Source organism: Ruegeria sp. CDSC042 (assembly GCF_059610745.1).
Genome location: NZ_JBXWOF010000011.1, coordinates 1 through 25,126, shown reverse-complemented (window position 1 = coordinate 25,126; position 25,126 = coordinate 1). Strand labels below are relative to the sequence as shown.

General features: G+C 57.9%; 24 protein-coding genes and 1 pseudogene. 11 read left to right on the top strand and 14 right to left on the bottom strand.

Annotated elements, in window-relative coordinates:
- The first annotated feature begins 127 nt into the window (after positions 1-127).
- Positions 128-1,369, top strand: coding sequence for an MFS transporter (locus AC2FHX_RS18205; RefSeq protein WP_496703270.1), 1,242 nt, complete (start codon positions 128-130; stop codon positions 1,367-1,369).
- Between the two features lie 13 nt (positions 1,370-1,382).
- Here AC2FHX_RS18205 and hslV read toward each other — a convergent pair whose 3' ends face one another.
- Positions 1,383-1,934 carry an ATP-dependent protease subunit HslV gene (gene hslV, locus AC2FHX_RS18200; protein WP_142637447.1) on the bottom strand — a complete coding sequence of 184 codons (552 nt, stop codon included), beginning with the start codon at positions 1,932-1,934 and terminating at the stop codon, positions 1,383-1,385.
- 198 nt (positions 1,935-2,132) lie between these two features.
- On the opposite strand from hslV, the gene AC2FHX_RS18195 reads away from it, so the two are divergent.
- Complete coding sequence (locus AC2FHX_RS18195) at positions 2,133-2,327, top strand: DUF1127 domain-containing protein (RefSeq protein WP_142637449.1); 195 nt, start codon at positions 2,133-2,135, stop codon at positions 2,325-2,327.
- A gap of 166 nt (positions 2,328-2,493) precedes the next feature.
- Here the strand turns inward: AC2FHX_RS18195 and trxA are convergent, their stop codons facing one another.
- The 8 genes from trxA to regB all read right to left on the bottom strand — a co-directional run bounded on the left by trxA (position 2,494) and on the right by regB (position 14,313).
- On the bottom strand, positions 2,494-2,814 hold the full coding sequence (trxA, locus tag AC2FHX_RS18190; RefSeq protein WP_271950641.1) for a thioredoxin: 321 nt from the start codon (positions 2,812-2,814) through the stop codon (positions 2,494-2,496).
- A 60-nt stretch (positions 2,815-2,874) separates the two neighbouring features.
- A complete protein-coding gene (gene addA, locus AC2FHX_RS18185) occupies positions 2,875-6,234 on the bottom strand; it encodes a double-strand break repair helicase AddA (protein WP_496703274.1) in 3,360 nt (1,119 codons plus the stop codon).
- Positions 6,231-9,158 carry a double-strand break repair protein AddB gene (addB, locus tag AC2FHX_RS18180; protein ID WP_496703295.1) on the bottom strand — a complete coding sequence of 976 codons (2,928 nt, stop codon included), beginning with the start codon at positions 9,156-9,158 and terminating at the stop codon, positions 6,231-6,233. Before addB ends, addA begins: the two co-directional genes overlap by 4 nt.
- Positions 9,151-9,837 (bottom strand): nucleotidyltransferase family protein, encoded by a 687-nt coding sequence (locus tag AC2FHX_RS18175; protein ID WP_496703276.1) that lies wholly within the window; start codon positions 9,835-9,837, stop codon positions 9,151-9,153. The genes addB and AC2FHX_RS18175 overlap by 8 nt, the downstream gene beginning before the upstream one ends.
- Positions 9,834-10,838 carry an aminoglycoside phosphotransferase family protein gene (locus AC2FHX_RS18170; RefSeq protein WP_281973377.1) on the bottom strand — a complete coding sequence of 335 codons (1,005 nt, stop codon included), beginning with the start codon at positions 10,836-10,838 and terminating at the stop codon, positions 9,834-9,836. The genes AC2FHX_RS18175 and AC2FHX_RS18170 overlap by 4 nt, the downstream gene beginning before the upstream one ends.
- On the bottom strand, positions 10,835-11,308 hold the full coding sequence (gene tsaE / locus AC2FHX_RS18165; RefSeq protein ID WP_496703278.1) for a tRNA (adenosine(37)-N6)-threonylcarbamoyltransferase complex ATPase subunit type 1 TsaE: 474 nt from the start codon (positions 11,306-11,308) through the stop codon (positions 10,835-10,837). Before tsaE ends, AC2FHX_RS18170 begins: the two co-directional genes overlap by 4 nt.
- Positions 11,309-11,349: 41 nt before the next feature.
- Positions 11,350-12,855 carry a PAS-domain containing protein gene (locus AC2FHX_RS18160; RefSeq protein WP_496703280.1) on the bottom strand — a complete coding sequence of 502 codons (1,506 nt, stop codon included), beginning with the start codon at positions 12,853-12,855 and terminating at the stop codon, positions 11,350-11,352.
- A 63-nt stretch (positions 12,856-12,918) separates the two neighbouring features.
- The gene (regB, locus tag AC2FHX_RS18155) at positions 12,919-14,313 is read right to left on the bottom strand and encodes a sensor histidine kinase RegB (protein ID WP_142637465.1); all 1,395 of its coding nucleotides are present in this window, start codon (positions 14,311-14,313) and stop codon (positions 12,919-12,921) included.
- 92 nt (positions 14,314-14,405) lie between these two features.
- On the opposite strand from regB, the gene AC2FHX_RS18150 reads away from it, so the two are divergent.
- The 3 genes from AC2FHX_RS18150 to AC2FHX_RS18140 all read left to right on the top strand — a co-directional run bounded on the left by AC2FHX_RS18150 (position 14,406) and on the right by AC2FHX_RS18140 (position 17,101).
- Entirely contained in the window at positions 14,406-15,026 is a 621-nt protein-coding gene (locus AC2FHX_RS18150) for an SCO family protein (RefSeq protein WP_142637468.1), read from the top strand.
- Positions 15,027-15,112: 86 nt separating this feature from the next.
- Positions 15,113-15,667, top strand: a complete 555-nt coding sequence (locus tag AC2FHX_RS18145) for an ActR/PrrA/RegA family redox response regulator transcription factor (RefSeq protein WP_142637470.1) — start codon at positions 15,113-15,115, stop codon at positions 15,665-15,667.
- A gap of 357 nt (positions 15,668-16,024) precedes the next feature.
- Positions 16,025-17,101, top strand: a complete 1,077-nt coding sequence (locus tag AC2FHX_RS18140; protein WP_496703282.1) for a CapA family protein — start codon at positions 16,025-16,027, stop codon at positions 17,099-17,101.
- 6 nt (positions 17,102-17,107) lie between these two features.
- On the opposite strand, the gene AC2FHX_RS18135 is transcribed toward AC2FHX_RS18140, so the two are convergent.
- Positions 17,108-17,707 (bottom strand): HD domain-containing protein, encoded by a 600-nt coding sequence (locus AC2FHX_RS18135; protein WP_271950659.1) that lies wholly within the window; start codon positions 17,705-17,707, stop codon positions 17,108-17,110.
- A 204-nt stretch (positions 17,708-17,911) separates the two neighbouring features.
- Here AC2FHX_RS18135 and AC2FHX_RS18130 point away from each other — a divergent pair, with 204 nt between their 5' ends.
- The 4 genes from AC2FHX_RS18130 to AC2FHX_RS18115 all read left to right on the top strand — a co-directional run bounded on the left by AC2FHX_RS18130 (position 17,912) and on the right by AC2FHX_RS18115 (position 21,096).
- Positions 17,912-18,229: a hypothetical protein gene (locus tag AC2FHX_RS18130; protein ID WP_281995806.1), complete on the top strand. Its 318-nt coding sequence runs from the start codon at positions 17,912-17,914 to the stop codon at positions 18,227-18,229.
- Between the two features lie 101 nt (positions 18,230-18,330).
- The gene (ahcY, locus tag AC2FHX_RS18125; RefSeq protein WP_496703297.1) at positions 18,331-19,719 is read left to right on the top strand and encodes an adenosylhomocysteinase; all 1,389 of its coding nucleotides are present in this window, start codon (positions 18,331-18,333) and stop codon (positions 19,717-19,719) included.
- Positions 19,720-19,732: 13 nt separating this feature from the next.
- Positions 19,733-20,482 (top strand): extensin-like domain-containing protein, encoded by a 750-nt coding sequence (locus AC2FHX_RS18120; protein ID WP_496703284.1) that lies wholly within the window; start codon positions 19,733-19,735, stop codon positions 20,480-20,482.
- Positions 20,483-20,754: 272 nt separating this feature from the next.
- On the top strand, positions 20,755-21,096 hold the full coding sequence (locus AC2FHX_RS18115; protein WP_496703286.1) for a DUF2853 family protein: 342 nt from the start codon (positions 20,755-20,757) through the stop codon (positions 21,094-21,096).
- Positions 21,097-21,300: 204 nt separating this feature from the next.
- Here the strand turns inward: AC2FHX_RS18115 and AC2FHX_RS18110 are convergent, their stop codons facing one another.
- From AC2FHX_RS18110 to tsaD, 4 genes are read right to left on the bottom strand one after another with little or no spacing between them, the layout of a single operon-like run.
- Positions 21,301-21,723 carry an EVE domain-containing protein gene (locus AC2FHX_RS18110; RefSeq protein WP_281995804.1) on the bottom strand — a complete coding sequence of 141 codons (423 nt, stop codon included), beginning with the start codon at positions 21,721-21,723 and terminating at the stop codon, positions 21,301-21,303.
- Positions 21,723-21,992, bottom strand: a complete 270-nt coding sequence (locus AC2FHX_RS18105) for a YciI family protein (RefSeq protein ID WP_282027485.1) — start codon at positions 21,990-21,992, stop codon at positions 21,723-21,725. Before AC2FHX_RS18105 ends, AC2FHX_RS18110 begins: the two co-directional genes overlap by 1 nt.
- 1 nt (position 21,993) lies before the next feature.
- Positions 21,994-22,956, bottom strand: a complete 963-nt coding sequence (locus AC2FHX_RS18100; protein WP_496703288.1) for an NAD(P)H-dependent glycerol-3-phosphate dehydrogenase — start codon at positions 22,954-22,956, stop codon at positions 21,994-21,996.
- Positions 22,953-24,050 (bottom strand): tRNA (adenosine(37)-N6)-threonylcarbamoyltransferase complex transferase subunit TsaD, encoded by a 1,098-nt coding sequence (gene tsaD / locus AC2FHX_RS18095; protein WP_281973368.1) that lies wholly within the window; start codon positions 24,048-24,050, stop codon positions 22,953-22,955. The genes AC2FHX_RS18100 and tsaD overlap by 4 nt, the downstream gene beginning before the upstream one ends.
- 97 nt (positions 24,051-24,147) lie before the next feature.
- On the opposite strand from tsaD, the gene AC2FHX_RS18090 reads away from it, so the two are divergent.
- Together AC2FHX_RS18090 and AC2FHX_RS18085 are read left to right on the top strand one after the other, a co-directional pair.
- Entirely contained in the window at positions 24,148-24,861 is a 714-nt protein-coding gene (locus AC2FHX_RS18090; protein ID WP_142637490.1) for a uroporphyrinogen-III synthase, read from the top strand.
- A 54-nt stretch (positions 24,862-24,915) separates the two neighbouring features.
- Positions 24,916-25,126: pseudogene (locus AC2FHX_RS18085) on the top strand (hypothetical protein); the annotation flags it as partial.

Sequence of the window (25,126 nt, the reverse complement as noted above, 5' to 3'; positions counted from 1 at the left end):
AACGGCGAAAACAACAGCGGCAGCGTTGGTTAGCAATGCCCCACCCGGTTTGCAAATGCTTTCCATAGGTAAAGCGCCCGGCCTCTGTTACAGTGATTTCAAAGCGTTGAGAGCCCGGAGCGCGGAAATGACCAAGATTGCCAAGATCACCCTGCTGTTTGTCGTGTTTGTCGACCTGATCGGGCAAGGGTTGGTCTTTCCGATCATCAACTCACTGATCATGGAGACGAAATCGGGGTTCCTGCCTGAAAACACGGCCATGGGCACCCGGCATTTCTACTACGGCTTGGTGATTGGCTGTTTCTTTCTGTCCTGGTTTCTGGGCGTGGTCTATGTCTCTAAGGTTTCAGATTCCATTGGTCGCAAGAACGCGCTGTTAGTGTGTCTGGGAGGGGCATTGATAGGTTATGCGCTGACCATCGCCGCGCTGTATCTCAACAGCCTGCTGCTGTTGATTGTCGGCCGGTCGATCACCGGGTTTACAGCTGGCAATCAGCCGATCGCGCAGGCGGCAATGATTGACGGCAGCACTGATGCCGCCGACCGCGACCGCAACATGGGCTATATCGTGACAGGTGTCAGCTTTGGCCTGGTTGGCGGTCCCATTATTGGCGCGGTCCTGTCGGACTCGGCCCTGCTGGGCAGCGCGGCGACGCTGAAAACGCCATTCTACGGCGCCTTTGTTCTGGTATTGATCGCCATTTTCCTTGTCGCCGCGTATTTCAAGGATACCCGGACCGAGCGTGAGCCCTTTGTCTTTCGCCCCCGCGATATCACCGACAGCCTGATAGCGGTGCGCGAACATCCGATGGTTCTGAAAATCATGCCGGTCTATGGCCTGTTTATGATCGCCAATGTGACCTTCTATGTGTTTGTCGACAACTTCTTGACCAGCGCATTTGGATACGGGGTCATCGGCGGCAGCATGGCCATGGTCGTCATTGGGGTTGCGCTGGCCTTTTCCAGCACCTTCCTGGTCAAACCTGTGCAGGAACGGTTCAGCAAACACCAGATCATCTATGTCTCACTGGTTGTGATGGTGATCAGCGGCCTAGGTTTCGCCTTCAGCCCCAGCGGTGTGCTGAGCTATGTCCCGGTCTTTTTCTTCTATTTCTTCTTTGGCGTCTCATACCCGACACTGCTGGGCCTGTTTTCCTCCAGTGTCAGCGACACCGATCAAGGCTGGGTCATGGGGGTGACCACGGCCGTCTTCTGTCTGGCCGGGGGCGTCATGTCCCTGATCGGCGGCGGGTTGATGAGTATCGACATCCGACTGCCCTACTACATCGTGATCCTGACCGCCCTGTTGGGGCTGGTCGGGATGCATATGCGGTGGAAGGGCAAAGAGATCCGAGAGCTGTTGGCCTGAGACAACTTGCGTCTTAGATCGTCTCAACCGTGAGATTGCCATTGGTATAGACGCAGATATCGGCGGCGATGGCCATGGCTTCGCGGGCGACTTGTTCCGCCGGTTTGTCGCCATCCATCATCGCGCGCGCCGCTGCCAGGGCAAAATTACCACCCGATCCGATGGCAGCCACGTTGTGTTCCGGCTCCAGCACATCCCCTGCCCCGGTGATCACCAGCAGATCCTTGCCATCAGTGACGATCAACATCGCCTCAAGCTTTTGCAGGTATTTGTCGGTGCGCCAGTCCTTGGCCAGCTCGACCGAGGCGCGCGCCAGTTGGCCGGGCGTGGCCTCAAGCTTGGTTTCCAGACGTTCCAGCAGGGTAAAGGCATCGGCGGTTGATCCGGCGAAGCCTGCGACAACCTCGAACCCGCCGGGTGACAGGCGGCGTACCTTGCGCGCGGTCCCTTTGATCACGGTCTGGCCCAAGCTGACTTGCCCGTCCCCGGCAATGACCACCTGCCCGCCTTTTTTGACGCCAATAATGGTTGTGCCGTGCCAACCGGGAAAGTCGCTGTCTGCCATGGGGGCCTCCGTTTTCGCCTGCTGTTCTATATGGGCCGGTCTCATCCGCAGCGCAACAGTTCACAACTTGCTTATAAGATATGCAAAAAACGCAAATCGGGGCTGTAAAACCAGCAATTGTGGGACTCAGTTGAAAATCCTACATGAGGCTCACAACCGACAACGGGTCGGCTGTTTCTGTTTATAAGGAATGCGCAAATGGCAACTACCGCAAATATCCATGCGCCGCTCGGAGCAGCTACCATCCTGCATGTAGTGGACGCGTTTTTTGGCGCTTTTGAAAAAGCCGCCGATTGGAATGAATCCCGCAAAACCCGCAATGCCCTGTCGGCTCTCAGTGATGAACAGCTGGACGATATCGGCCTGTGCCGCGCGGATATCACCACCCTCTGATCCACGAGAATTCGTGAATTCAAGATAAGCCGCCCGGGTCTGGGCGGCTTTTTCTTTTTCTGCGCCGCTTTTTCCAGTCAGACAATTCAGGCGGAAGCGCTTTGCCCCAGATACGAAAAAAGGCGCCCCGAATAAGGCGCCTTCAAACGTTGTTTCCCGAACCGGATCAGAGCGCTTCTTCGATCCAGCTTTGCAGCGCGGCTTTCGGTGCGGCGCCTGCGCGGTTCGAAACGACCTGACCATCCTTGAAGATGAACAGCGCCGGGATGCCACGTACGCCCATGGCGGCGGCAGAGTTCGGGTTGCTGTCTACATCGACTTTGGCGATCTTGACCTTGTCGCCATATTCAGCCGCCAGCTCTTCCAGAGCGGGTCCGATCTGTTTACAGGGGCCACACCATTCGGCCCAGAAATCGACAACTACGGGGATGTCGGAATTCTTGACTTCGGCGTCAAAAGTATCGTCGGTAACAGCTACGGTCGACATATTCTGTCTCCTGAATGGGGAATGCTTGGTCACTGAAACTAGGTGTCGGGTATGCCAAGGTCAAGGCGTCAGCGCACGGGTTAGCGCAGCTTTCACCAGATCGTGTGGCAGCCACATCAGCTGGGCTGTTCGGGTCCACAGAATTGCAGTTCTGACTTCGCGGTCCGGATAGATCTGCGACAATGAATCAGCATAGGCACCCATCTGCCGCAGCAGTCCTTCGGGGCAGGATGCTGCATTGTCTGGCACTGTCATATTCGATTTAAAATCAATTACTTGGACGTCCGTTTCAGTGACGATCAGCCGATCAATGACACCATGGATACGCCGACTGCCCAGATCGGCCGTTACCGGGACTTCGGCCAAGGTATCGGGGGCGAACACGGCCTTCAGGTGATCCGCCGTCAACACATTTTGCACCTCGGCCAGCAATCCTTGCCGCTCGGCCTCACGCATATCGGGAAGAACCCGTGCGCAAAGCTGCGGCCAGTTCTCAGGAAGGACCCGCGGCAAATGCTCCAGCAGCAGGTGCAGGCGGGTGCCGCGCAGCTTGGCGGCCTCTTCATCCTGGCCCATGTCCCCGGGCAAGGCCTTGGCCCCGCCCAGATCAGACGGGCTGAGGGTTTCCGGCGCCGCATCAATGGCGGGGGCGGAATTCAGGAAGGTCGGTGGCAATTCGCTGTGGGCATGAACGGCGCCTGTGTGTTCGATAGATTCCGGACCATGCCAATCTCCGTGCGACAAGCGCAGGATCTCACTGTTGGGCAGAGCTGTTGCCCCTGCCCGCGCCATAGCCGCCTGCACCAGTTGATACCAGCTGGTTCCGTCCTTGCCGACATCCCCTGCCGCACCAACGATTAGCCACTTCTCTGCACGGGTCAGCGCCACGTATAACAGGCGCAACCGTTCATTCTCTTCCCGTTCGCGCGCCTCGGCTCGCGCCTGCGCGATCAGCGCCGGGGACGCGTCTGCCGGTACTTTCCATAGTGGCTTAGCATCCGTCACCATGATCTCGGCATCGCGCGGGGCTTGCCGTCTGCCGGTATCCGGCAGGATCACGATGGGGGCTTCCAACCCTTTCGATCCGTGCACGGTCATCACGCGGATCATGTTGCCGACACCGCTCATCTGCCGTTTGATCTCCAGATCGTCCGTCTGCATCCAGACTAAAAAACCTGTCAGGCTTGGAATGTCGGTGCGTTCATAGGCCAACGCCTGTGACAACAGCGCGTTGATGCCGTCTTCGGCCTCGGGGCCCAGCCGACCCAGCAGCAGGCGTCTCCCGTGATGACGGGTCAGAATCCGCTCGATCAGGTCATATGGGCGCAGAAAGTCGATTTGGCTGCGTAGGTCATTCAGAATGGCTAGCGTCTCGGGAAACTCCTCGGCCCGATTTCGCAGCGCTGCCCAAAGGAATTGCTCTTGTCGCCGATGTGCCAGATCAAAAAGCCGCTGTTCGGACCAGCCAAACAGAGGCGATTTCAGTACCGTGGCGAGCGACAAGCTGTCCTCGGGCGTGGCCAAAAAGCTCAGCAGAGCCGCCAGGTCCTTGACCGCAAGCTCCGCTCCGACCTTCAACCGGTCAGCCCCTGCAATCGGCAGTTCGGCAGCCTTGCAGGCGCGGATGATCTCAGCAAACAGGTCCGAGCGGCGCTGGACGAGGATCAGAAAATCCCCCGGCTGTACCTTTCGCCGGACGAAACTGCCCGGTACCTCGCCATCTTCGGGGATGGTTTCCCCCTGTTCGATCATATCCCTGATCGACTGTGCAACCTGCTCGGCCAGAACAACGGTATGGTGGCGCGCTCCAGGGCGGTCCACCGGGTCGGTCCATTCGGTATCTTCCTCGTCTTTGACTTTTTCGACCACCGGCCATAGGTCGACGCGCCCTGGCAGATCGGACTTGAAGGCGCGGTGCTGGCTTTCTTTGTGAAACCCGGCCTCGGCATGGTTTTCGAACAGAATATCGACCAGAGACAGAATGGCGCTGGAGGAGCGGAACGAGTACTCCAGCGTAGAATCCCACAGTTTAGAGCCTGATTCTTCCAGTTTCCGCCCAAATTCGGCCTGCATCCTGTCAAAGGCCTGAGGGTCGGCCCCCTGGAAGGAATAGATCGATTGTTTCTTGTCACCCACCACGAAAATAGTGCGCTCAATCCCGGACCGGGCCCCCTCCCCGCTGGTGAATTCCTGCGCCAACTTTTCGACGACGTCCCATTGGTCCGGGCTGGTATCCTGGGCCTCATCCACAAGAATGTGGTCAATCCCGCCGTCCAGCCGGTACAATACCCAAGACGCTACCGCCGGGTCGTTCAGTACGTTTCGGGCGCGCAAGATCAGGTCGTCAAAGTCCAGCCAGCCGCGCAGTTGCTTGCGCCGCTCATATTCTGGCAGAAAGGCCATTGCGAACCGCTGAAGCGCCAGCGTTTTGCGGGCCGCAACCAGTGCAAGCCGCTGTTCACGCGCGGCTTCAATGCGCAACATCAACGCCTCTAGCTGTGGCATCTGACCCGCCAGAACACCTTCGCGCAGGGGTTTGGTCGGGAAAGCGTTAATCTTGGCGGTAAACGGGTCCTTGGCCGCCTTTCCGGTCAGAAATACATCTTCAAGCACCGGCAGCGCGCCGATTTCGGCGCGGGTGAAGGCCGCAAGCCTGGTGGCTGCCTTGGCGTTGTTCCCGCCGCTTTCGGTTAGTGCGGGCCGGACGCTGCGAATAAGGTCGACCTCGCCCCCCAAAAACACCTGACCCAGCAAGAGCTCTTCGTCAAAGCCAGCGGGCAGATTGAATTGCTGCAAAACCTGCGTCCAATCGACGGCCTGCGCAAACAGATTGCGCTTTTGCGTGATGGCGGCGGTCAGTTTGTCGAACCCTGTGTCAGTCACAAAACGGGCGACATCGCCGATCAGATTGGCCATAGGCCCTTGGGCAAAATCCTCGACGATTTCTTCGCGCAGCAAGGCGGCGGCCCGATCCTCCATCTCGGTGAATTGCGGGCTCACTCCGGCCTCAAGCGGGAAACGGCGCAGCAGCGAGGCGCAGAAAGAGTGGATGGTCTGAATCTTCAGTCCGCCGGGCGTTTCGATCGCGCGGGCAAACAATGTGCGGGCCTGTGCCAGACGGTCCGGGTCAATCGCACCCTGAACGCCCAGATCGGTCAACTGCGCCAATAGCGGAGCATCCCCCAGCATGGCCCACTCACCGAGGCGTTTGAACAACCGGTTTTGCATCTCGCTGGCTGCAGCCTTGGTGTAAGTCAGGCAGAGGATGTGTTGCGGCTGCACCCCGTCCAGCAACAGCCGCGCCACCCGATCGGTCAGAACCCGCGTTTTGCCAGATCCCGCATTTGCCGCCAGCCAGGTCGAGGTATCGGGTCGTGCGGCCTGCACCTGCCGTTCGGTGGCGTCGTTGCGGGCGCTCATTTCAGGTCCTCGGGGGCGCTGTTGCTGGTTCGGTCCCACTCACCGAAACGTGCCAGATGATCATAGTCCCCGATATCGGTATCCTTGTGCAGCATGCGGCGCGAGGTGAAGCCCTGGTCAGGCTCTAAATAAGAGGAAATCAGCTGTTTCAGCTCGGCCAGGACCTTGTCGACCGGCTCTTTGGTCAGAGGCGCGGGCACCTCTTTATAGGTGCCGCCCATGCCGACAAAAATTGCTTCGGCCACAGGCAGCGGGTTAAACCCTTCGATCCCGCCCTGCTCGGCCATTGCGGCTTCGATCAGCAACTGTTTGTCAAACTTGGCCTGCTGGCTTTCGGTCGGAGGCGCACCGGTTTTATAGTCGACCAGCCGCAGCGCCCCGCGGCTGTTCAGGTCAATGCGGTCGGCGCGCCCGACTATGGTGAAATCCAGCGGACTGAGCGCCAGTTTCATCGCGGCCTCAAAAGCCACAGGCCCACCATCGCTGCGCCTGGTGGTCTCGGCCCGCAGGAAATCATCCGCAATCCGTTCCAGCCGCGCGAGCCATAATTTGCGCGCTGTGGGCCATGGGACATGCTGGACCAGCAGGCTTTCGGCGCGTTTCAGGAAGCTTTCGCGTGTCAGCAAGGCCGTGTCCAACACGCTGTCCTTCACGAACTGCTCCAAAATCTCATGGATTACAATCCCGCGCAGCAGCGCATCCGGGGCCTGAACCAAAGGGTCCAGAGGATTCAACCGCAGCACATGTTTGGCGTAGATCGCATAAGGATCACGGATCAGGCGCTTGATCTCAGTGACGCTCAGGCGGCGCGGGCGCGACCCGACCGGAGGGCGCGGAGATGGGCGCGGTGCCGCCTTGATTTCTGGAGCGTATTCAAGTTGTTCGGACCATCCCAGATATTGCCGCCCTCGGCCGCGCATTTCTGCAAGGGCGGTTTGGCCACCCTGTTCTGCTAGGCCGCTCAACAGGTTAGTTAACCGATTCAACCAGCGGGAAGGAACGGTTTCGGCATCGTCGGACCGGGTCGACCGGGTCAGCCAGACCTCGGGCGCGCCGATAGCCTGCTGAAAGTCATGTGCCGACAGGCCAATGCGCCGCTCTGGCAGCAACAGCCCGGCCTTATCGCGCATCTGCCGGTTCAGCCAGGGATCAGGCGCGGGCGCCTCGGGCCAGCTGCCCTCGTTCAAACCGCCAAGGATTAGCAAATCCGCGCCCTGCACCCGGGCCTCGAGTGTGCCCCAGATCATGATCCGGGGGTGTGGCGCGTCGCGGTCGCGGACCTCTTCTCCGGCCAGCAAAGCACCCAGCAGATCGGCAAAGTCATGGGCGGTCATGGTGCCGCCATGCTGAGCCTCATTTCGCAGCTCGGTCACAACCGCCAGCGCCTTTTGACCGGCGTTCTTGTCCCACAAAGTGCCGGGATCGTCAGTGTGACCGGCGGAAATGGCCTGAGCCAACCCGCAGAGGCGATCAACCCAATCCGCCAGTGGCAACTCATCAGCGATTTGCTGGTCGCAGAAATGCTGCACCAACCACTGGACCCAGCCTTCGGGCACCTCTTTGCGGATGGCAAATGCCGTCAGGCTGGCGGCATCCGGGAAAGGCGGCCCGTGGCGGCGCAGGTCCAGTTCCAGATCGCGGGTGTGCAACAGATGAGAGCCACGCTCGCCCCCGTCATGGCAGAGCGGATGTTTCAGCAGGGTCAACAGCGCTTCGCCGTCCAATCGACGCGCGAACAGGGCCGCGACATGGCGCAGGAACCGTCCGGGTGGGGACAGCTGCAGCGGCAGGCCAGCACTGTCATCGGGCAGGATGTTCCACCGGTCCAGCGCAGCGCTGACCTGACGAGTCAGCATGCGGTCGGGGGTGATCAGAGCGGCGGTCTGGCCGGTTTCAGCCGCCTCTCGCATGCGGAGCGCTATGGCCAGGGCCTCGGCCCGGGGGGACTGCGCCTCGACCAGGGTCAGGTCTTTTGTTGCGCCATGCAGATCGGTCAGTTGTGGACCTTCGGACATCCACGCATCCGTGATCGGGGCGGGGCGTAACGCAAGCGATATCAGTCTGTTACGGGCGGTTGAGGGTGGATTGTCCTGGGTCCAGGCTGTGATTTGATCCGGGCTCTGCCCAAGCTGGTTCATCAGTTTCCGGAACCGGTATTGCGGGTGATCCTCAGAGGTTAACGCCGCATCCAGCTGAGCCCAGACCTGATCGGGCTGGTCAAAGTCAAAGCCCGGCAGGATCAATGCGCCCTGCGGCAGGCAAGCAACAGCTTGCATCAGCATCAGTGTCGTTCCCCGTGACCCCGTCGAGCCGGCAAGAATGACCGGGTGCTGAGGTGGATCCACTCGCCAATGTTCGATTAGGTTCTCGACCACGCGGCGCTGCCGGGCCTGTGTGTCCAGGATGTCGTCTTCTGAGTCGATGAACTGATCCGCAATCCCGATAAAGGCCTGCGCGCGGGCCCAATGCCCAGACATGTCGCCGACATCCAGCCGCCGGATCGCTTCGGTTGAAACGCCTTCGCCCTGCATCTCATCTATCAATGCGGCCAGACTGTCTGATAGGTCAAACAAAGACGAGCGCGCCGCCAGATCCGGTTGTTGATCCAGCAGCTTCGAGACCAGCTGCGTCAATTCCAGCCGCCGTCGCAGGGGCGGGATTGCGGGTGGTATCTGCGCCAGATTCACGCTTTCACCCAGATCAGTCACCAGTGATAGGCGCGGCAACAAACAGGCAGGGCCCTGGTCGAACAGCTCACGCACCCTGCGAGCCATACGCCGCGTGTTAACAACCAGCTCCACTCGGGCCAAAGCCTCGGGCGGAAGAGCGGCACAGCGATTTCTCAACCCCCGGACCAGCGCCTTTGGAAAATCCACACCCGAAGGTACGGCAAAGACGCGGGGCAGGGGTGAGGGGTCAAACATCCGCCAACAGACCTTCAGCAAGGGCGATCCCTTCCGGATGGCCAACATCGCACCAGCGGCCGGGATAGGTTAGGGCAAACAGCCGGTCTTTCTTTTGCATCCGATCCCAAAGCAGGTTCAGCGAAAACACCTTGTCTGGAATTTCGACCAGCCCTTCCGTCTTCATGATCTGCGCGCCTCCGTAGATCAATCCGGGGCCGCGGGTAATCCGGCCCGCTTCATCAGCAGTAAAGTCTCCGGTGCCGGCATGACCAATCGCCTGCGCGGTCGGGATGCACATTAGCAATGCGTCCATCAAATCAGGGTTCCAGGCGGCCCGCAGCATTGTCAGCGGGTTCGGGCCGGACCAAATGGCGTCTGAATTCATCGTGAACACTGAATCAGACCCTAATAGAGGCAAAGCTGCCCGTAGTCCGCCACCAGTATCCAGAATGTCGGGCTGTTCATGTGAGACAAGCACGTCTTTCGGGGCCAGATGCGCCTCAAGCTGATCTGGCAGGTAATGCAGGTTGGCCACTTTGCGAACCGGCCCAAGCGCGTCAACCAGATCCAGCGTATGGTCGATCAGCGGGCGCCCGGCTACCTCGATCAGCGGCTTGGGGCGGTTCAGGGTCAGGGTGCCCATGCGGGTGCCGAACCCGGCTGCGAACAGCATGACGGCATTGGGGGGCTGGGTCATCTCTGTCTGAGCCTGTTCAGGTTTTCGGGTGTTGGCGCGGGCAGAGCCGCGCGCAGCAGGTCGGCAACATTCACCAGCGCCGGGTGATCCAGATCCCGCATCAGATGGCCCCACGCAGCCGGGATCAAATCGACATAATGGGGTTTGCCATACTCGGTCGCAAGCCGGGTAAACACACCAAGAATCCGCAGATTTCGCTGGGCACCCAGCACGGCATAGGCACTGCGGAAATCATGATCGTTGACGCCCGTAGCCGAGATATAGTGGCTGACCATCCGCATTTCCGTACCCGGCGTCACTTTGCGGCGCACATCCTGGAGCAAAGACACCAGATCATAGGCAGGATGGCCCAGCATGGCGGTCTGAAAATCCAGCAATCCAACGCGCTCAACCCCTTGGCGGTCAGGGAGCCAGATCAGGTTTTCCGCGTGGTAATCCCTTTGGACAACAACTTTGGTGCCGGATGTTTCTTGATGCAGGATATCAGCAAATCGGTGTTCGAACCGATCCTGCGCATCCTGGTCATAATCGCCAAGAACCCCTTGGGCGTATTTGGTGAAGGATAAGGCCGCCAGTTCGGTCATCAGTGCCGGGCCGTAAGATTGCAGCGACAGGGTCGGGGCCTCGTGCAACGTGATCAGAACATCTGTCGCCGCCTCGTATAATTCCCGCTCCATATCGGGATGTTTGACCAGAACCCGCGCGAACAGGTCATCGCCAAGGTCTTCCAGAAGAAGAAACCCATATTGCGTGTCTTCGGCGTAGATCTGTGGGGCGCTTAGTCCGATAGATTGTAAATGCCGGGCCATCCGTACGAAGGCTTCGACCGGTTCCGCCTGGCCCGGTGGTGAATCCATCAGAACAGCGGACTTGCCCGTAACCGGGTCGGTCAGGCGCTCGTACCGGCGGTTCGAGGCATCCCCCGCCAAAGGCTCTCGGCGGGCCTTGGACCACGGCGTGTGTGAAATCAGAGCTTCGGCAAGGACGGCGCGGTTTGTCATTCGCTGACCTCCAGTTTTTGAGCCCATTTTTCGTCGGTCCATGTGAGGGTGATGTGGCGCATATCCAGCATGTCCGGGTCTGTTTCAAATGTCATCGTCAGGGCAGAACCGGGTGTCAGCAGGCCCAGTTTCTCGGGCCACTCAATCAGGCAGATCGCTTGCTCCATCGCTTCGGCCAGCCCAAGCTCTTCGACTTCCTCCACCGCGCTCAGCCGGTATAGATCGCAGTGCCAGATCTCACCTTTACGGGTGTCATAGACCTGAACCAGCGTGAATGTGGGCGAGGGCACATCCTCGGACCGGGTCATCAGCGATTGGATCAGACTACGCGCAAAATGGGTCTTACCGGTTCCGATCTCACCCTGCAGCAGCAGGATGTCGCCCGGATGCAGAATCGCGCCCAGCCGACTGGCAAAATTTGTCGTATCTTCGGGCGAATTCAGGGTGATCCTGAGGGGTGGTAACGTCATGGCGCCACAATGGCCCCACGCTGGATTGGCTGCAACCCGGTTCAGGCGCTGATTTGCTGTATCTCGTGCTGTGGCAACGCATTGTGCGTAGCAAAGCGAATGATGGTGGCCCCGTTTTGCAATGGGCAGATGGTGCAGTTCAGATCGGTTCCGTTACGCATTTGGATTCTGGCTGACCACTCAGCCCGGCTGTCCCGCATTTCCACGAAATCCCGGATTTCACCCAAAATTGGAGTGGCCGTGCAATGTTTCTGCCAGTTGCGGGTCACGTCCAGAACCGTGTCGGGTTCAAATCCGGCACCATCGGCTTCACCCCATAATTTCTGATAGGCATAATTGGTGAAGGCCAAGGTACCGTCATCACCGAAAACGGCAACCGCGTCGGCCAGCTTATCCAGGATGGATTGCATCAAATCCATTTCCGCCCGAAAGCGGCGGGTCAACGTGATCTCGGCCGTGATATCTTCGAACAGAAAGGCCACCGCACCATCCGGGTGCGGGCGGCCGCTGACGGAATAGACCGAGCCGGATGGCAGCGACCATGTTTCCTGGTAATTTCCGTCTTCTGCGGCCTCTAGCAGATCGTTCATCTGATTGCGCCAGCTGCGATAGTTCTTGGGTTCCGGCATCATGTGCTGATCGCGCAGGCGGTCAAAGAAACTGGACAGATTGGGGCGGCAGCTCAGGAAATCCGGGGGCAGGGTGGTCAGGTCAATCAAGGCGGGGTTGAACAGTGCAAGTTGGCGATTTCTGTCAAAAATGGCCAAGCCGATGGACAGCTGTGCAAAGGTTTTGGTCATCGTCTGTACGAATTTTCGCTGCGCTGTCTCGGCGGCGACGATGGCGTTGATGTCCACAGCATAGCAAAGGCTGCCTTCCGGATGGTCCACCATCGTCAGGTCAAACCAAAGCTTGTTTGCACTGTCTTCGGACGAAATGAATACACGGGTCTTGGCGCTGATACGCGCGCCATTTTCGGGCCCGGGAAAAAGAGGTGCAGTCAGGTCGGTATCGCCACCGCGCACTTTGCGGACAAGCGAGACATAGGCGGCGTTGCACCAGCGGATCTTGTTTTGATAATCCAGATGCCAGACCGGGTAGGGCGCCAGTTCCATCGCCAGGCGGATCGGATCGCTATTCTCGCGCAATACGGTTCTGGGGTAATCAGAGCTTTCCCGCAGCTGTACGCGCACGACCCCGTCGATCCATTCGCACAAAACGTCCCGCTCGACCGAGCAATCAATGGCGGGGATGACAAGATTCCCTTCGTGCCTGACGCGTTCAGGGGTTTCAGGAAAGCCCGGAAAATCCCGCTGCAGCAGCCGACGCAGATCTGACCAGTCGCGCACAGCCTCAAACCCATCCAGAGCGATGTCTGTGTGGCTGATCAGGCGGTCACCGTCGAACAGAAACACGACATTGAACAACGAGGCCGGCTCGGACAGGCCGAAATTGTCACTTGTCAGCTGACGACGGGGCAAAAGCCATTGAACCGCCAGACTGGCAGACACCACACTGATGACGGCCAATATGATCCAGTCGACCATGTGCTCTCCCGCGGTGAATTCACGGGTATAGCTATGGGTGGAAATGGTTAACGGGGTCTTAACTCAGACTTGGATATGCTGATTTACACCTGAAGGAACGGGGGTGTCGCCGGTCTGTGCATCCACAAGTTTTCGCGGCCAGGATACCCGGACGATGGCCCCTATACGTTCGGGATTGTCCGACAAGGTCTGATATGGATCAGAGCCATTGGCGAAGTCCAAATGCGCACCGCTGCGTTCCAGCAGGGTTTTTGCGATGAACAGGCCCAGGCCCATACCTTCATATTCCGGCCGGGCCCGCTTTTCCGATTCTGCCCGCCGTCGGCGCATGAACGGATCCCCGATCCGGCCAATCATTTGCGAAGGATACCCGCGGCCGTCATCCATGATGTTGATCGTAATCCTTTCGGCTGTCCATTCCGCTTCGACCCAGACGTTGCTGCGCGCGAAATCCACAGCATTCTGGATGAGGTTGCGCATTCCGTGGATGATCTCAGGTTTACGCAGGATCGAAGGTTGTTGAACATCGCCATCCCCAACCGGACCTTCGGCAAAGTGTACCTGCTTGCCGCGGTTGATATGTGGCTCGGCGGCCTCATGGATGACAGTGGACAGGGGGGCCTGTCTCAGGTGGAGGTCGTCTTTGCCAGCCCGCCCCATGTCGCGCAGAATGTCGCGGCAACGATTGGCCTGTTCGCGGATCAAGGCGGCGTCTTCTTTCAGGTCCGGGCGGTCGTCCAGCTCTTCAATCAGTTCGGCACTGGTCAGTTTGATTGTTGCCAGAGGTGTTCCAAGTTCGTGCGCGGCGGCGGCGACAACTCCACCAAGATCGGTCAGTTTCTGTTCACGAGCGAGGGCCATATGCGTGGCCGACAGCGCCTGAGACATCGACTGCACCTCAGAGCTTACGCGGTGGGAATAGGCCCCCAGGAAAACGATCGCGATAACGATGGCAGCCCAGTTTCCGAACAGAAGGATATCAGGGATCTCAAGATCCACACCGCCATCCGTGTGCAGGGGAAGGTGAAATTCGGCTAGCAGCGTGGTCAGAATGATGGCCACCGTACCGATGATCAGGGTTGACCGGGTGCTCATGACATTGGCCGAGATAGTCACAGGACCCACCAACAGCAAGGCGAACGGATTATTGAGGCCTCCGGTAAGGTACAGCAGGATGGTCAGCTGCAACAAATCGAACAACACCATCAGAAAGTTCTCGAACTCGGACAGGCGTTTGTTGCGTGGAAAGACAAGAATAGCCGTCAAGTTGCCCATGACCGAAATGCCGATGGCCAGATAGCACAGCGTCACATCCAACTGCACATCATAGGTCTGTTGCGCCACGGTGATTGCGGTGATCTGGCCAAAAATGGCCACCCAGCGCAGCAGGATCAGCGTCCGCAGGCGAATCCAGCTGCGTTCCTGACCAGGCCAAAAAGTGATGTTGGAATCTGCCATTGGTCCATTATGTCCTGTTGCATCGGCTGTTCATCTTGATAGGTGTCCCGGCCGGAACGATCAACAACTCCTCTATCGTCAGGTAAGATGCCATGGTCCGTCTATACGCTATCCTTGCAACAGTTGTTTTGGCCGTAGGTCTGGGGGCCATGTGGCTGCTGACGCGCGGCGCAGGCTCGGACGACAAATTCGCGCAGTGCCGGTCCAGCCAGATCGCAGGGGGTACGGCCACCATTGGCGGGCCCTTCGAACTGATCAACGGCAAGGGCGAGACTGTGACCGACAAACAGGTGATAACCGAACCTACGCTGGTCTACTTCGGCTATACCTTCTGTCCGGATGTTTGCCCCTTTGACATGTCCCGCAATGCCGAAGCGGTGGATATTCTGGCCGAACGCGGGCAATCGGTGACGCCGCTGTTTATCTCGATCGACCCGGATCGCGACACACCCGAAGTTATGGCCGATTACGCCTTTAACCTTGGTGGTAAGACCATCGCCCTGACCGGCACGCCCGAGCAGGTCAAGGCCGCCAGCAAGGCCTATAAGACCTATTATAAGGCCCATGACAAAAGTGATGAGTACTATCTGGTTGATCACTCGACCTTTACTTATCTGGTCACACCCCAGGACGGGTTTATCGAATTTTTCGATCGCAATGACACAGCCGAGCAGATGGCTGACAAGGTAGGCTGCTTTCTGGACAAGATCTAGAACGCAACGGTCTGTTTGACCTTTGCAATGGCGCTGCTATTACTCATGTTTAAGCCAACGGCGTGAATTAGCGGAAAGAATAGAATATGGCGGACAGCTCTGACCTCGACATCGGCCCGGATAAATCGCTGTTATTGGTGGATGATGACGAACCGTTTCTGAGACGTCTGGCCAAGGCCATGGAAAAACGCGGGTTCGAGGTTGAAACCGCCGGCTCTGTCGCCGCTGGCCGCGCAATTTCCACAGCACGTCCACCTGCATATGCGGTTGTTGACCTGCGGTTGGAGGATGGCAACGGCCTGGATGTGGTCGAAGTGCTGCGCGAAAAGCGCCCCGACAGCCGGGTTGTGGTTCTGACAGGGTACGGCGCGATTGCCACCGCTGTGGCTGCCGTCAAGATCGGTGCCACCGACTATTTGTCGAAGCCCGCCGACGCCACCGACATCACCAACGCATTGCTGGCCAAGGGCGACGAACTGCCTCCGCCGCCGGAAAACCCAATGAGCGCGGATCGCGTGCGCTGGGAGCATATCCAGCGGGTTTATGAGCTGTGTGATCGCAACGTCAGTGAAACCGCACGACGCCTGAACATGCACCGCCGGACATTGCAACGGATCCTGGCGAAGCGCAGCCCGCGATGAGATCGTGGGTTTAGCTTGCGCATAACAGACCAGAACTCATGAAGCCGAAAAGCCGAATTGAGTCTCGACATGCGGCCACCAAACATATGCTTTGTCGCGGCTGATGGACCGCCACCCCTGAAGACTTTAATTTAGTGTCTGTTAACCAGTTTGTGTTGTCGTTAAGTTCAATAATTATATTTTCCGAACAAATAGTTGAGATGTATCGAAGTGTCGCCGCTCCCTAATACGCCATACGAAAGCCTCCGTATTTCCAACCCTGCCCTTAAAGTCATTGTCTCTGTTGTCACCTGGGCAGCAGAGAGATTTGGGTTTTGGGCGCGACCACGAAAGGGCGCTGCGGGTGAGCTTTCCGAAATGAACATTTTGGACAACCTGTACTGGGTCTATAAAAGTAAGAACCCCATTCAGCAGCCTGAAGCGGAGCTGGATCAGTCCGGCTTTATGACTAAAACGGCCGTACGACTTTCAACCGCTGACATCAGTGACACATCAAATTCGGTCACTCTGAGCTTTGCCGGGGACATTCTAAGAACTCACAGGGCCAGTGTCGCAAAAGACCAGGTATATGCTGAGATCGAAGATCTTTTGTTTCAGGATGATATTTTGGTCGCCAACTACGAGTCACCTGTAACGACACAGCCTTTGATTGACGAAGTGATCGGGGACGCCGGCCCGCCGATCGAATGTGCGTCGGAAGAACAGTTCGATGCTTTGACCAGCCATAACGAGAGGTTCATTGATGTTTTGAACCTTGCAAACAACCATATTCTCGACATGGGTGTTGAGGGGCTTGAGACGACTCTAAACGCCTTAAGTGACAGAAATATCATGCAAATCGGCGTGAATGAGAGTTTGACAGAAGCCACAGCCGTCAAAACGATCGAACGAAAAGGGATAAAGTTCGGATTTGCGTCCTGCGCTTTTGGTACCAACGGCCACGCGCTTCCTGAAGGTCAAAAGCAGAGCATCAATATCGCCAAGCTGACTTCAAAGCATCAAGCGCCGGACACTACCCTTCTAAAGACACAGATTTCGAACGCAAAAGCGGCTGGCTGTGATCTGGTTATTGCGATTATTCATTGGGGTCATGAGTTCGAGCTGTTCCCGCGCCGAGCGCAGCAAGAGGCCGCACAGGACTTGGCCGAATTCGGAGCTGATCTTATCGTCTGCCACCACCCCCATGTCCCTCAGCCGATTCAGCTGTATCGCACGCAGACCGGAGATCGGACGGTGCCAATCGCCTATTCCCTAGGAAGTCTGCTGTGGGGTTTCGCCGATAGAGACATTGCCAGCAGCACGATTATGCAGATTGAAGTACAAAAGACTGAGGGCAAGGCCGAAATAACAAATCTGAAGGCGACGCCAGTGCGTTGGCATGCCCATGAGATTGACGGCAAAGTCTTTCAGAAGGTGGCGCGATCAGAAAGCTGAAAGTGGTCAGGGCCCAATCTCGGCCATCAATGCCGAATGTCTATGCGTATAGGCACATCTTACTTCAACGGGTGGCCGCAATTTGATCTGCAGCCCTTCCATAATAACCCTGTCCGGGCGGCCGAAGAATTTTGTCGCCTCGGCCTCGGAAAAGCCCGCGATCTGGGTGGCTTCCATCCAGGCGCTGATCTTGTCGGCCTTTTTGATTTGCCGTTTAACCGTTTTAGGCACCGCAGCAGGCAGGCCAAACCGGATGTGGATCGCCGCAGCCAGCCGGTCATCCAGTGCGCCATAGTCGGGACCGACAGCGGATTTGACCGGAGAGATCATATCTCCGATCACGTATTCCGGCGCATCGTGTAACAGGGCCGCCAGCCGCCATTTGACCGGTGCCTTGGGGGCAATACGACCAAAAAGCTCTTCGACCAACAGCGAATGCTCGGCCACCGAATAGGCGAAATCGCCATGTGTCTGCCCGTTCCAGCGGGCCACAAAGGCCAGCCCATGCGCGATATCCTCAATCTCGATATCCACCGGTGTTGGGTCCAGCAGGTCCAGCCTGCGCCCGGACAGCATTCTTTGCCATGCGCGGGGTTGTGTTGCCATTCTGCCATGCCTTGTGAAGTGGGACACATTAAATTCGCATTTTTGTGGTAAGCTGTACCTGTCAAGATCACCAGCTGCCAACTTTTTCTTGAGCAATCGTGCTTTGAACAAGCGCGCGGTGATACCGACATTTGTACCGAGGGGGGCGCATGCTCCTCCCGGTGTGCCCCTCTCGGACGTAACTCGTATCGAAAGGAGCTTGCTATGTTCAAGCGTTTGTTAGGAATTGCTCTGGCCTTTGGTATGGCCGCCACTGCACCGCCTGCCTTTGCCCAGCAAAGCTGTGCGTTGCGTGATCAACTGATTTCAACGCTACAGGACAATTATTCCGAGGAACTGGCCTTTGGCGGATTGCAAAAATCCCGTGGCTCGCAATCGGTGATGGAGGTCTGGACCTCAGAGGAAACGGGTAGCTATACCGTTTTGGTGACACGTCCGAACGGCATCAGCTGCATTGTCGCCGTTGGGACCGACTTTTTCCAAGCGATCCCCAAAATCAAGGTAGAGGGCATACCAAGTTGATTTTGGCGGCTTAAAACCCCGTTTCCGGCCATCTGCGTTGCCACGTCCCGAAAGGGATGCTAGGGCAACCCGGATTGAATTATACCGGAATGGAGCACCTGATGGCCGGGGACTATATCGTCAAAGACATTTCGCTGGCCGGGTTTGGCCGCAAAGAACTGGATATTGCAGAGACCGAGATGCCGGGCCTGATGGCCCTGCGCGCGGAATACGGTAACGCAAAGCCCCTGAAGGGCGCGCGTATTGTCGGGTCGCTGCACATGACCATCCAGACAGCCGTTCTGATCGAAACACTTGTGGCGCTGGGCGCGGATGTGCGTTGGGCGTCGTGCAACATCTTCTCAACCCAGGACCACGCGGCGGCGGCGATTGCCGAAGCCGGAATTCCGGTGTTCGCCATCAAGGGCCAGACGTTGGAAGAGCATTGGGATTATCTGGACAAATCCTTCCTGTTCACCGACGGCCCCAACATGATCCTGGACGATGGCGGCGATGCGACGCTGTATATCCTGCTGGGCGCCCGCGCCGAAGCGGGCGAAGACATTATCCCCGTACCGGGCTCGGAAGAGGAAGAGGCCATCAAGGCGCAGATCGCCAAACGTATGGCCGCGTCCCCCGGTTGGTTCACCAAAATGCGCGACCAGATCCAAGGCGTGTCCGAGGAAACCACGACCGGCGTGAACCGTCTGTACCAGCTGGTCAGGGAAGGCCAACTGCCGTTCCCAGCGATCAACGTCAACGACAGTGTCACCAAGTCGAAGTTCGACAACAAATATGGCTGTAAGGAATCGCTGGTCGACGGTATCCGCCGCGCCACCGACACTATGATGGCTGGTAAAGTTGCCGTGGTCTGTGGCTATGGTGACGTGGGCAAAGGCTCGGCCGCGTCGCTGCGCGGTGCCGGTGCCCGTGTGAAAGTGACCGAAGTTGATCCGATCTGCGCCCTGCAGGCCGCGATGGACGGGTTCGAGGTTACGCTGCTGGAAGACGAAGTTGACAGCGCGGATATCTTCATCACCACGACCGGCAACAAGGACGTGATCCGTATCGAGCATATGCGCGCGATGAAGGACATGGCCATCGTCGGCAACATTGGTCACTTTGACAACGAAATTCAGGTGGCCAGCCTGAAGAACCACAAATGGACCAACATCAAGGAACAGGTGGACATGATCGAGATGCCCTCGGGCAATCGTCTGATCCTGTTGTCCGAAGGCCGCCTGCTGAACCTGGGCAACGCCACCGGTCATCCGTCTTTTGTGATGTCGGCTTCGTTCACCAATCAGGTGTTGGCCCAGATTGAGCTGTTCACCAAAGGCGATCAGTACGAAAACAAGGTCTACATCCTGCCTAAACATCTGGACGAGAAGGTTGCACGCCTGCATCTGGACCGTATCGGCGTGAAGCTGACGCAGATGGACAGCGAACAGGCATTGTATATCGGTGTGAATCCGGAAGGCCCCTATAAGCCTGAACATTACCGCTATTGATTGCGGGTCAGGCATGACCAAACCTTCTGGACGCCGTCGGATATTGCATCTGGCGGCGTCTTTCGTTTTCTCAGCACTCGCCTTGGTGGTTTTGATGGGTGGGGGTGGCTACTGGCTTTTGTCCCACCCGCAATCACCGGTTCCGGACCACTGGAACCCTTTGCGAGATCTGACCATTACGGCTCGGGTCACGCCGGTCACACCTGTGCAAATGCGACGAGCATTGGCCGATGAAACGCAGTGCAGGGCCGCATTGGCCGGGGCGGGGGTAAGCGTTTCCCTGGTCGAGGATCTGATTGTCGACGAGAAATGCGGAATAGCCGGGCGCGGGGTTCTCTCGGGCTTAACCACGGCCAGCGTCAATGGCGTCGAGACCCGTTGTGCCACGGCTCTGCGATTGGCCATGTGGGAACACCATGTGGTCCAACCCGCCGCGCGCGAGATGTTTGGCAGCAGGGTGCGCAGCTTGCGCCACCTGGGCAGCTATAACTGCCGGCGAATGCGCACCGCGCAGGGAAAGGACAGCGGTTGGAGCAGTCATGCCACCGCTGATGCCATCGATATTGTCGGGGTCGAGTTGGCAGATGGGCGAAGCCTGAGCCTGTTGTCGGACTGGACAACACCCGGACCCGAAGCAGATTTTCTACACCGGATTGGCCGGGGTGCATGCGAATGGTTTCGGGTGGTACTTGGGCCAAACTACAACCGGCTGCATGCGGACCACTTCCATCTTCAGGGACCGGGTTGGGGATATTGCAGATAACCACCGGTCGGTTAGTAGGTGCCATGTCGGCACGCTGCGCTGGTTTCAACATTTTCCCGCTGCGCCCTGAATCCAAACCACCTGACCCTTAACAGAAGGCCAGAATCAGGCATTGTGGTACGCGGAGTCTATCTGTGCTGCCATAATTTCGCTTACGGGGAATGACCTGAAATTTTCCCTTTGTGTAAACAGAACAACTGACTAACCTTCCGACACCTGTTCATAGGCGCATTGAAAATCGCAGCCAAAGCTGCTCAACGGGAGAAATATTCATGGGAAAACGCGACGAACTGATCGCCAAATACGCAGATGATCTGAAAAACAAATGCGGGATGGACCCCGACATGGACCTCTTGACCAAGGTCACAATCGGATGTGGTCCGGCGATTTATGACGCCGACGCGTCGACCGTGGCAGCCACTCAGTCAGGTGAGCTTGAGACCGTCAAAAACAACTTCCTGATCAAGAAACTGGGCCTTTCCGACGGCCCCGAGTTGATGGAAGCGATCAACAAGGCGCTGGAAACCTATGGCATGTCCGAGCGCAACAAGTATCGTGCTGTCGTTTACTATATGCTGACCAAGCATTTCGGCAAAGAGTCGGTCTATAGCTAAATCCGGGTTTCGACCAATCAGCGCCCGCCCGATCTGTGGCGGGCGTTTCCAATTTTAGGTACTTGTTGTTTGTGCCAAACCGGCCAAATGGGCTAGTGTCAGTTTGTGACCAGGACGGTCAGAACCGAAATTCTATACGCGTGTGGTGAGTCGGGAGCACGCGGGGTAGGGAAGGTTCTGCATCTGTCAGGACCTTCCCTTTAATCAATCCGATTTCGTCTGCCCCAGATCGCAGATCACCTGCCATTCGGCATCGCTGACCGGTTGTACGGACAGGCGGGAATTCTTGACCAGAACCATCTCATCCAGACGTTCATCCACTTTGATCTGATCCAGCGTGACTGGGATGGTGAACGGGCGCACGGCTTTGATATCCACACATTCCCAACGCTCATCCTCGGTGGTGCTGTCTGGATGGGCTTCGGCGCAAACCTCAACAATGCCGACAATCGCCTTGTCTTTTTGCGAATGATAGAAAAAACCACGGTCGCCCACGGCCATCTGCCGCATGAAATTGCGTGCCTGATAGTTGCGCACCCCATCCCATTCTTCGCCCTCTGCGCCCTTGGCGACTTGCTGGTCCCAACTCCAGGTCGAGGGTTCAGATTTGAACAGCCAATACGCCATCAGCCGACCACCTTTTTCCAGACGATCAGATCAACCGACTGGAACAGACCTGCCTTGGCATAGGGATCATTGTCGGCCCAGTTTTGCGCCGCCGTCATATCCTCGACCTCGAGGATGATAAGTGATCCGATCATCGCATCGCCTTCCAGAAGGGGCCCGGCCTGGGCAACAACACCGGTTTCTTCGATATAGGCAAGATGGGCGGAACGGTTATCCAGCCGGGTTTGCAGCGCGTCGGGTTTATCCTTGGCGATAAGGGCGATCAGCATGTTATTCCTCCTTCAGGGGTCGGTTCAGCAGCCAGCGCATGGCTTCACCAACGCTGCATTCTCCGGTACTTATTTCTGACACGATGGTGCTAATGGGCATGTCCAAATCTTCTGCTTTGGCAATTTTGGCCAAAGCCTTGGCCGTGGCAACACCTTCGACGGTTGTGTTTGTGTCAAAAGCATCCCGACGCCCGAGCGACAGGCCAAATCGATAGTTCCGGGACAGTTCGGAACAGCAGGTCAGTACCAGATCACCCATACCCGACAGGCCCATCAATGTTTCAGGGCGGGCCCCGCGCATCAGCGCAAAGCGCTGCATTTCGGCAAAGCCTCGCGTCATCAAAGCGGCCCGGGCGCTTTCGCCCATGCCCTCGCCAATACAGGCGCCGCATCCGATGGCCATGACGTTTTTCAGGGCCCCGCCGAGCTCGGCGCCAACAGTATCCGCAGTGCGATAGAGGCGCAGATTTGTGGTGCTCAATTCATGCTGCAGGTCACGGCCAATCGCATCATCCGTACAAGCGAGGGTCAATGCGGTGGGAAGGCCGCGCGCGATGTCGTCCGCAAAGCTTGGCCCGGTCAACAACGCAGCGCGCGCCTCTGGGACGGTTTCACGGATAACGGAAACCGGCCCAAGGCCCGAGGTCAGCTCTATCCCTTTGCAGCAGGCGACCAGCGTTTTATCTCTGAGGGTAGCAGAATGCGCACACAGCGCGCTCCGCAATTTCTGCATCGGCACGGACAGGAGGATGATTTCGCTTTCTGACGCCAGATCAGCGTCCGAAGTAATCGTAATCGCTTTGGGCAGAGGTGCATTCGGCAGGCGCGCGCTGTTTACGCGATGGTTCTGCATCATCTGGGCCTGATCCGGATCCCGAGCCCATAGCGTGACGGGGCCTTTTCCGGCCAGCGAAATCGCCAGAGCTGTTCCAAACGCTCCGGACCCCAGAACCGACACGCTCATGCTTTGGCTCCTTTTTTGCCGCTGCCCAACATGGCCGGGCTAGTTTGATCCAGAGGCCAACGCGGACGCGCGGTCAGGGTCAGATCATCGCGGGCACCCGTGCGGAAACGTTCAATTCCGGCATAGGCGATCATGGCGGCATTGTCGGTGCACAGGGCCAACGGAGGGGCGGTAAATCTGGCACCTTTTTCGGCGCAGATAGACTCTAACGCGGTACGAATGGCCGTATTTGCCGCAACGCCGCCCGCAACAGACACAACCGCCTCCGCAGGGCCTTCCAATAGGTAAAGGTCGATTGCGCGGCGGGTTTTCTCGGCCAAAGTGTCCACGATGGCCTGTTGGAACCCGGCGCAAAGATCGGCGCGGTCCTGTCGCGTCAGGCCACCTTTTTCAGCCACGATCTGGTCGCGCATTCGCATCAGCGCGGTCTTGAGCCCGGAAAAGGACAAATCGCAGCCCGGACGGTCCAGCAGTGGCCGCGGAAACCGGAACCGCTTGGGATCGCCCGTGCGGGCTTCGACCTCGACCGAGGGGCCACCGGGTTGCGGTAGGCCCAGCAGGCGGGCTGTCTTGTCAAAGGCCTCTCCCGGGGCATCGTCGATGGTGCCGCCGAGACGGGTGAACTGCTCGGGCCCATGGGCAATCAGATATTGGCAGTGCCCGCCCGAGACCAGCAGCATCAGGTAGGGAAACGCGATCCCGTCCGTCAGGCGTGGCGTCAGTGCGTGACCGGCCAGATGGTTGACTCCGATCAATGGCAGGCCCGTGGCGGCACTGATCCCTTTGGCGCACATGACGCCTGACATAACTCCCCCAATCAGGCCGGGACCGGCGGTTACGGCAATAGCGTCCATGTCGGCAAGGCCCAAACCTGCGGCCTCTAAAGCCTGCATCACACAGGTATCCAGCTTTTCCGCATGGGCGCGGGCGGCAATCTCAGGCACCACGCCACCAAATGCGCTGTGCAATTCGGTCTGGCCATAGACAACCGAGGACAGCACCTCGGCGGCTGTATCATCGGATTGGCGCACGACTGCGGCGGCCGTGTCATCACAGCTGCTTTCCAACCCGAGGACAGTAAGTGTTTGCACCATTGGCCTGATCCGTTACACCTTGGTTGCCAAGCGGGGTATCACCCTGCGCGGATGCAAACAATCCCAAGGCCGAAGGCGCCAACTGTTGTATTTGTTGATGACCCGCCCGCGCGCTGCGTCTGAAAGGTTCGTCGCGCAGTTGCCAACCCGCATCAGAAGCCGGGTAGAGGTTATCCATTCGCCGATCCTGGAAATAAAACCTTTGGCGGTGCAAGTGCATGCGGATGAAGCAAAGGGGCTGATCTTTACTTCGGCCAACGCCGTTAATGCGGCGATGTCTTTAGATGTATCTCGAAAGATGCCGGCCTTTTGTGTGGGTCCTGTTACCACCGGAACGGCCAAAGGCGCTGGCTGGGATGCCCGGATGGTGGGTGCTACCGCCGAAGAGCTGATTGCAAACCTGCTAAAGCACCGGCCCCAAAGCCCGCTGCTTCATCTTCGGGGGGAGCACAGCCGGGGTAACATTGCTGAACGGTTGACCGAATCCGGTCTGGCTGTGCGTGAACAACCTGTCTATAAACAGCACTTGTTACCGCTCACAGATCGGGCAGGCGCCGTTGCTGAGGGCAATGAACCGGTGATTGCCCCCATATTTTCACCCAGAACAGCGCGACAATTTGCCGACATCTGGGTGGGTTCGGCACCACTTTGGCTGGCTGCAATCAGCGAGGCCACGGCTGAACCCCTTTATTCCTTGGATTATGTCCGCCTGAAGATTGCCAAAGAGCCGACACCGAAGAAAATGCGGAAAGCCGTTAAAAAGCTTGTGAAACATGCGATGCGGGTTGAGGGCGGCGAGGCCACAGATTAACTTAGTCTGGTTAGTTGTTCAGGTTGTTTTGGATTCGAAAAGGGGAACATTGCGGTGGCTGGTAAGAAGAAAACCGATCAAAAGCCGGAAGATGACCCCAAGGCTGACGCAGTCGAGGACATTGTCCAGACCCCGGATGAGGCACCTGTTGACGATGCTGACCCCGTAGACGAAACGCCTTTCGAAGCCGAAGCCGAAGCCGAAGCCGAAGCCGAAGCCGAAGCCGAAGCCGAAGCCGAAGCCGAAGCCGAAGCCGAAGCCGAAG

What these genes read in the sequence shown, in the direction of transcription:
- AC2FHX_RS18105 (WP_282027485.1), bottom strand. Translation starts at nt 21,992, where the DNA reads ATGCTGATCGCCCTTATCGCCAAGGATAAACCCGACGCGCTGCAAACC.
- AC2FHX_RS18115 (WP_496703286.1), top strand. Translation starts at nt 20,755, where the DNA reads ATGGGAAAACGCGACGAACTGATCGCCAAATACGCAGATGATCTGAAA.
- ahcY (WP_496703297.1), top strand. Translation starts at nt 18,331, where the DNA reads ATGGCCGGGGACTATATCGTCAAAGACATTTCGCTGGCCGGGTTTGGC.
- AC2FHX_RS18090 (WP_142637490.1), top strand. Translation starts at nt 24,148, where the DNA reads ATGACCCGCCCGCGCGCTGCGTCTGAAAGGTTCGTCGCGCAGTTGCCA.
- AC2FHX_RS18140 (WP_496703282.1), top strand. Translation starts at nt 16,025, where the DNA reads ATGAACATTTTGGACAACCTGTACTGGGTCTATAAAAGTAAGAACCCC.
- AC2FHX_RS18135 (WP_271950659.1), bottom strand. Translation starts at nt 17,707, where the DNA reads ATGGCAACACAACCCCGCGCATGGCAAAGAATGCTGTCCGGGCGCAGG.
- AC2FHX_RS18130 (WP_281995806.1), top strand. Translation starts at nt 17,912, where the DNA reads ATGTTCAAGCGTTTGTTAGGAATTGCTCTGGCCTTTGGTATGGCCGCC.
- AC2FHX_RS18175 (WP_496703276.1), bottom strand. Translation starts at nt 9,837, where the DNA reads ATGACCCAGCCCCCCAATGCCGTCATGCTGTTCGCAGCCGGGTTCGGC.
- AC2FHX_RS18170 (WP_281973377.1), bottom strand. Translation starts at nt 10,838, where the DNA reads ATGACAAACCGCGCCGTCCTTGCCGAAGCTCTGATTTCACACACGCCG.
- AC2FHX_RS18120 (WP_496703284.1), top strand. Translation starts at nt 19,733, where the DNA reads ATGACCAAACCTTCTGGACGCCGTCGGATATTGCATCTGGCGGCGTCT.
- AC2FHX_RS18145 (WP_142637470.1), top strand. Translation starts at nt 15,113, where the DNA reads ATGGCGGACAGCTCTGACCTCGACATCGGCCCGGATAAATCGCTGTTA.
- trxA (WP_271950641.1), bottom strand. Translation starts at nt 2,814, where the DNA reads ATGTCGACCGTAGCTGTTACCGACGATACTTTTGACGCCGAAGTCAAG.
- AC2FHX_RS18160 (WP_496703280.1), bottom strand. Translation starts at nt 12,855, where the DNA reads ATGGTCGACTGGATCATATTGGCCGTCATCAGTGTGGTGTCTGCCAGT.
- regB (WP_142637465.1), bottom strand. Translation starts at nt 14,313, where the DNA reads ATGGCAGATTCCAACATCACTTTTTGGCCTGGTCAGGAACGCAGCTGG.
- AC2FHX_RS18110 (WP_281995804.1), bottom strand. Translation starts at nt 21,723, where the DNA reads ATGGCGTATTGGCTGTTCAAATCTGAACCCTCGACCTGGAGTTGGGAC.
- tsaE (WP_496703278.1), bottom strand. Translation starts at nt 11,308, where the DNA reads ATGACGTTACCACCCCTCAGGATCACCCTGAATTCGCCCGAAGATACG.
- addA (WP_496703274.1), bottom strand. Translation starts at nt 6,234, where the DNA reads ATGAGCGCCCGCAACGACGCCACCGAACGGCAGGTGCAGGCCGCACGA.
- AC2FHX_RS18195 (WP_142637449.1), top strand. Translation starts at nt 2,133, where the DNA reads ATGGCAACTACCGCAAATATCCATGCGCCGCTCGGAGCAGCTACCATC.
- addB (WP_496703295.1), bottom strand. Translation starts at nt 9,158, where the DNA reads ATGTTTGACCCCTCACCCCTGCCCCGCGTCTTTGCCGTACCTTCGGGT.
- AC2FHX_RS18100 (WP_496703288.1), bottom strand. Translation starts at nt 22,956, where the DNA reads ATGAGCGTGTCGGTTCTGGGGTCCGGAGCGTTTGGAACAGCTCTGGCG.
- tsaD (WP_281973368.1), bottom strand. Translation starts at nt 24,050, where the DNA reads ATGGTGCAAACACTTACTGTCCTCGGGTTGGAAAGCAGCTGTGATGAC.
- AC2FHX_RS18205 (WP_496703270.1), top strand. Translation starts at nt 128, where the DNA reads ATGACCAAGATTGCCAAGATCACCCTGCTGTTTGTCGTGTTTGTCGAC.
- AC2FHX_RS18150 (WP_142637468.1), top strand. Translation starts at nt 14,406, where the DNA reads ATGGTCCGTCTATACGCTATCCTTGCAACAGTTGTTTTGGCCGTAGGT.
- hslV (WP_142637447.1), bottom strand. Translation starts at nt 1,934, where the DNA reads ATGGCAGACAGCGACTTTCCCGGTTGGCACGGCACAACCATTATTGGC.